This is a genomic window from Rhizobium sp. CFBP 13726, assembly GCF_014841925.1.
GTDB lineage: Bacteria > Pseudomonadota > Alphaproteobacteria > Rhizobiales > Rhizobiaceae > Neorhizobium > Neorhizobium soli.
Genome location: NZ_JACYUU010000012.1, coordinates 1 through 5,740, shown reverse-complemented (window position 1 = coordinate 5,740; position 5,740 = coordinate 1). Strand labels below are relative to the sequence as shown.

The 5,740-nt window shown below is 54.9% G+C and carries 7 protein-coding genes; 4 read left to right on the top strand and 3 right to left on the bottom strand.

What is annotated here, in order from left to right; translation table 11 throughout:
* Positions 1-116: 116 nt before the first annotated feature.
* A complete protein-coding gene (locus tag IFT66_RS23270) occupies positions 117-485 on the bottom strand; it encodes a hypothetical protein (RefSeq protein ID WP_192079131.1) in 369 nt (122 codons plus the stop codon).
* A 188-nt stretch (positions 486-673) separates the two neighbouring features.
* Between IFT66_RS23270 and IFT66_RS23265 the strand changes: the two genes are divergently transcribed.
* Positions 674-1,039: a hypothetical protein gene (locus IFT66_RS23265; RefSeq protein WP_192079130.1), complete on the top strand. Its 366-nt coding sequence runs from the start codon at positions 674-676 to the stop codon at positions 1,037-1,039.
* A gap of 267 nt (positions 1,040-1,306) precedes the next feature.
* Positions 1,307-1,645: a hypothetical protein gene (locus IFT66_RS23260; RefSeq protein WP_192079129.1), complete on the top strand. Its 339-nt coding sequence runs from the start codon at positions 1,307-1,309 to the stop codon at positions 1,643-1,645.
* Between the two features lie 207 nt (positions 1,646-1,852).
* Here IFT66_RS23260 and IFT66_RS24000 read toward each other — a convergent pair whose 3' ends face one another.
* Positions 1,853-2,170 (bottom strand): Imm8 family immunity protein, encoded by a 318-nt coding sequence (locus tag IFT66_RS24000; protein ID WP_446737958.1) that lies wholly within the window; start codon positions 2,168-2,170, stop codon positions 1,853-1,855.
* Positions 2,171-2,468: 298 nt separating this feature from the next.
* On the opposite strand from IFT66_RS24000, the gene IFT66_RS23675 reads away from it, so the two are divergent.
* Positions 2,469-2,744: an Imm50 family immunity protein gene (locus tag IFT66_RS23675; protein WP_249406579.1), complete on the top strand. Its 276-nt coding sequence runs from the start codon at positions 2,469-2,471 to the stop codon at positions 2,742-2,744.
* Positions 2,745-3,004: 260 nt separating this feature from the next.
* On the opposite strand, the gene IFT66_RS23245 is transcribed toward IFT66_RS23675, so the two are convergent.
* Complete coding sequence (locus IFT66_RS23245) at positions 3,005-3,667, bottom strand: hypothetical protein (RefSeq protein WP_249406578.1); 663 nt, start codon at positions 3,665-3,667, stop codon at positions 3,005-3,007.
* Between the two features lie 230 nt (positions 3,668-3,897).
* On the opposite strand from IFT66_RS23245, the gene IFT66_RS23240 reads away from it, so the two are divergent.
* Positions 3,898-5,568 (top strand): hypothetical protein, encoded by a 1,671-nt coding sequence (locus tag IFT66_RS23240; RefSeq protein ID WP_192079127.1) that lies wholly within the window; start codon positions 3,898-3,900, stop codon positions 5,566-5,568.
* Positions 5,569-5,740 lie beyond the last annotated feature (172 nt).

Below are 5,740 nucleotides of genomic sequence, written 5' to 3'. Positions count from 1 at the left end.
TCGCATCTTCTTACGACACCATAATGTGAAATAGAGGGAAGCATATACGTCTGCTATCGAAGTCTGTGGGCGACCGCAATTGGGCAGAGGCTGACATTGTGAAGCGCCTTTGCGATCTAGCGACCGCTTTGTTTTCCAAGGTACTCCCCGGCGATTGGACCGCTTGATCGAGGTCCCACGTCGTACCCGGAGTTTATAATATCAAGCTGGACCTGAACGGCTTGCTCCAGTTCAAATTGCAACGATTGGAACTGATCAATAAACCCGAAGGCGGTCCAAGAGGATCGGTTGAAACCGTATTCGAAATGGTTGTAGTAAATAACTGTTTCACCGATAATAGCGACAACCCAAAATGGGCCGTAGCCTTTCAAGTCCCACTCTTCAGGCGATCGCTTGATTGCATCCCATAGGTTTCGCTGCTTGAATGACATGCGGCTCCACCCATCGTTGATGTGGTCCCAAAGTGTCTCTTCTGAGAAACGCATGCTTGTTCTCCGTAGCGACGCGGCTTCGTTATCGACCTTGGTATCGCACCACCCATGAAACCATAAGGGTTGAATGGAGGCAACGACCGCCTCTGGCGCAAAGCTGCCGAGGTCGGCTTTCGGCCCAAAGCTGCCATCAGGAAGCAATCTGGTATGGCGCAAATCGACATAATTTGTTCAAACAGCTTATGACCAGCAACCCCATTCCAGAATGCCTACTATCTCAGCGGTTGCGAAATCGCTGCATCAACGTGTTGGAACTTCTTGCGGACGGCAACGAGACCGTCCGGCGGTTTGGTTCCGCAGAATACTTCAACTGTTTTTTCGATTGGTTTCCCGATGAGGGCGTTTACAAACCCCCGTCAGCAATGTCCCAAGATGAAGTAGAGGTCGCTACAGCGGTCCTGGTCCTGATGCGCGACGCGTGCGATGCCACTCCGCTGCTGGTGACTGAAGATGAGCTTATTGCAACGGGCTGGCCAAGCCGTATTCAGCCGTTTGCACAAAATGCGCTGGAAGTGTTCATGACCCGAGGTCGGGGCATCGAGGATTAACAATCATTGCAATGTAAATGCGCGCTCGTGGTGAAAGTCCGCAGTTGGCGCAAAGCAGCCGAGCGTCTGGCAGGTGACCGCTGATCATTCAAGCTTATCGATGGTTAGTGAGTGAAGAGCTTTCATGGATTGGTGACGTGGGTGTTTCGCCGTGACAGGTTTTGGCCCGAAGTGGCCACTAAGCTACTCATTTGCGCCGATGTTCACAACTGATTTTTAAACTGCTAAGGCTACCGTTGAAGTCTTGGAAATTTCAAAAGCGCATCAATGCCCACCCGTTACCGTCTTGCGCAAGCTGCCCTCTATTCGTTTTTGTTCGTCGGCTTTGCAAGCCTCACCCGAGCGATACCGATAGGGCATTGGTTGCTCGAAAACTGCGGCGTCAGCGGCCTTTTCAGCGGTATTTCCATATATGCGGCAGCCCTGTGTGCATCCGTCTTTGGTCTTAGGAAGATCACCAGCACATGGTCTTTTGATGAACTGCCTCCGCATTCCAGCGAAAAGGTCTTTGGGAGCTTCTATTACGTTGAAGTAAATCAGATTGTGATAGAGGAGACTAAACCCAAAAAGCCTGATGACTTCGACAAGCCGGAGTATGACGTGTAAATGTCCGAATTTGGCCCAGAACGAATTTGATGGCGGCATAGTCGCCTATCGGCCCTCACGATCATCTGTGCAGTTAAAGTAGATCGCGGAAATTTCCCAGCTCGACGTAGCCCAACTGTAAATCCTGCCCCCCGAATCGTTGGAAGTACATGGCGGCGAAAGCAGTGTCTCCTAATAGCGCTAACCGGTCATCGCGTAGGTCGGTCGCTAGCACTTTGACTTCCGTGCATTTGGTGTGTCCCACTCCCAAAGAAACTTTGCTCGTAGCGCCTCCAAGCAATCATCCCATGTGTCGCGCTCGCAAGCCGAGATGGCGGTACGCAGGTAGTCCACAAGGATATCGCGCGAGTACGAATGAACGCGAATTGTCCTTGTCTCATCGCTTCTGGGAGGCACCCTGTTTGGGGTCACGACCCTAACTGAAAATGTTTCTGTCCAATCGGCGTCCTTGGGTCCGATTGCGAGCTGGAGCCAAATGTCTGCGTCATCCGAGGACTCACTTCTACGAGTTTCACTCCGATCCATTTCAATCTCGAAGGTCTTCCCGGCAAAAATTGCCACGATTATGTCAGCCTTCAATTCCAGCAACCTCTTAACCCTGACTTCAGTTTTAATCGTGGCTGCGCCATTGGTGAGCGGGCGGACGATAGAGGTTGTGTATCGATCCTTGTTAGCTTGATGCAGCTGAACCTGCAACGACCGCTTTTGGCGTAAGCAATCAACGTCGCCTTTTGGCCCAAAGCGGTCATCAGGCGAGATCTGGACATAGATTAGGCCTCTTTGGGTTGATGGCGTTACAGCATGCGACGTCCGGGGAGGCGACATGAATTACTCAAGTTTGGTTGGAGGTGATGAACTTTTGGCATGGTTCGGGCAGCCCCCGACCTTTCATGATGCCGAGATTGTCAGCCTATCGCTCAACCGTAGCGGGGTCAGTGAGTTAAAGGTCCATGGCTGGATCATGACTGATGAAGTTGATCCGCGAGGCTACATCGTGCTGGACAAGCATGCGGTTGTGACCTTCAAGTTCACGGGCATCATGGACCTTCAATTGGATGGTTTCAGCAGCCAAAACGTCATCGCAGGTCTTGTGCTTTAACAAGCGACGGATAGGGGCCGTGCCAGTTATTACGCTTTGCCCGAGGAGGAGGGTGACATCGAGATTGAATTGCTTCCCTGCTATGGACTGGACGGCTTCGTAAGGGCCAAAAAGATTGCGATAGCCTTCATGCCGGGACGACCGGAGAAGCAATAGTCGATTTGAGGCTATGTCTTTCAATTGGCTCAGAGCTACCGAGGTCGCCATCCAGCCCTATCGTCGTTACAAAACAGAGCTCGATGCCCCGGCGCAGGTGCCGCTCAATAGAAATGCACTCTCGACAGATCGATCTCATAGGGGTCGATCACGATAGGCTTTCCATTCTCCTTGTATATTTCGAGTTCGGAAAGCTTTCCGTTGGTCACGTGTACAGCGACCCTGACTAGGGCTCCAACGCGTATGAGCCCCGCGGTTCCATCGATCGCGTCGTCGTAAAAACCTTCGACTGGTATGCGGTCGTTCGGCCGTCGGGATGGGGTATCACTCTCTTTCACCACGGCCAGCGGCCCCTCACTCCAGAGCATCAAAATCCATCTCCCGACCCGCATCACCTCCAGCGACTTCATTTGTTCTAGGATTGCTGCACGCCCCTCAAATTTCTCCCTGAGCAAATGCATGATAAGGGCATACTCGCTAACACCGATCGGGCGCCAATTCCGTAGCGGAGCGTCAACATCGGTGAAGCAGTCATCTTGGTCTGATGGAGTCCGCATCCATTCAATTGTGAGCCGGGCATCTGCCATGGCAGCCTGGTCGCTCTCGAAGATGCCGGAGGGACGTCCTTCGAGCCACGATGGCGGACAGTCATCCCACTCAGAGATTACTTCTTCAACGTATACGTATTTGCCGTCCGGACGCAGATAAACGCTGACGCGCCTCGCGTTATCGTCTCTGACGGCCCTCATTGTTAATTTGCCAGACATGGTACCCCTTCCGCTCCAGCCTGAGTTGGTTTCGAAGGAGTGTCAATAACTGCAAATGGTGCGAAGTGACGAGAGCGGCTTTTGGCCGAAGCGGACATGAACGCCTTTCTCCTCATACTGTTGCTGCGCTGTCGAAAAGCTCGATGAGATCGTCGTGGCGACTAGCAAAGGAGGCGGGTCTGCCGTAGAGACAACGAAACCAAGCCGATGACGCTGAACATGATGGGCAGATGACCGAAAAGATCGTGATCAGCAGGAACAGCACCGCTCCGGTGAAGGTTCTTGAGACCGGCAGCGAGTTTATCCTCAACAAAGGGGTGACGCTGAGCACAGCCGCGACCGCCATTCTGGCGACCGGCCCGGCAACGCTGCGCGACTTCTACATAAACGGCACGGTGCTTTCCGCTTCCAGCTATGCCTTCCAGTTCGGCACAACCGCGGTGACCGACAGCCAAAGCCAGTTCGTGGTCAGCGCGTCCGGCGTGGTCAACGGCCAGGACTACGGCCTGAAGATCGACAGCGGCGGACTGGAGCTCATCAATGACGGCACGGTGGCGGCACGCCTGACCGCGATCGCAGTTGCTGCAACGGCGACGACAATCGTCAATACCGGCCTGATCGAATCCTCTGCCGGTATCGGCATCGCCGTGTCCGGCAGCAACGCGGAAATCATCAATCACGGCACCACGCATGCGGCGCTGGATGTGGTGCAACTGCGCGGCGCCTCGGCCATTCTCACCAACAATGGCGAGTTACGCTCCGACAAGGGCTCGGCGATCGTGTCCAGCGGCAAATCGGCGGTTTTGACCAATCACGGCACCGCGACCGGCACCGGGACCACCATCGCATCGTCCGGATCCAATGCTGTCATCACCAATGACGGCACGGTCATCTCGATGAAGGGCGGCGCGATCACGGCGACCGGCGCTGCGGCGATCATCACCAATAGCGGCGAGATCACCGCTTTGAAGAACGCCATGACGCTCACCGGAGATCACGGCAAGATCACCAATAACGGCCTGATCAAGGCCTCCGGCTATGCGATTGCCGTCTCGGCCGACGATACGATCATCACCAACAACAAGACCATGGCGGCGGCGGGCGGCATCCAGGTCGGTGGCGCCGATGAAACCGTGACCAATGACGGTACGATCACAGGCACGCAGGCATCTCTGGCGACGATCGATTTTTCGGGTGCGAGCAAAGCGGCGCTGCAAAACAACGGCCTGATCAAATCGGCGGGCACCGCATTCCTGGGCGGCAACAGCGCCGATTCGCTCTTCAACAAGGGCACCATCACCGGCGACATCAAGCTGGGCAATGGCAATGACTATTTCGACGGCACCGGCGGCAAGGTCAACGGCACGATCTATGGCGGCAACGGCAACGACGTCTATGTTATCAGCGACGCGAAGATCAAGCTTTCCGAAAATACCGGCGGCGGCACCGACCTCGTCAAATCGGCGGTGTCGTTCACGCTGGGCAACAATTTCGAGAACCTGACGCTGGACGGCGCTTCGGCCATCAACGCCACCGGCAATGCGCTGGCCAACCAGCTTCACGGCAATAGCGGCAAGAACGTCATCGACGGCAAGGCGGGCAACGATATCATCTGGGGCCATGGCGGCGCCGATACCCTGACCGGCGGCGCGGGCGCCGACCAGTTCGTGTTTGCCACCAAGGATGGCAGGGACACGATCACCGATTTTGTCGCGAACGGCTCGAAGCACGACATCCTCGACCTCACCGGTCTTGGCAGCATCATCGACTACAAGGACCTGGTCCAGCATCATATGAAGCAGGTCGGCCACGACGTTTACATCGATGGCCTGAACGGCGACAGCATCCTTCTGCATGACGTGAAGATGGCGGCCCTCGATGCCGGCGTTTTTCTGTTCTGAGCGGTTACGGAGCGCACCCGAATAAAGGGGCTGTAATTGCCCCTAAGCGGACGTTACCACCGTTTTAAGTTCCCTCATATTCCCAACATGCTTGGACCTCTGCCAAGGAAGGTTGGCCGCCCATCATGAAAAATTCTAGGTAAGTGTTGTTTGGAAGCTTAAGCTCAACCAC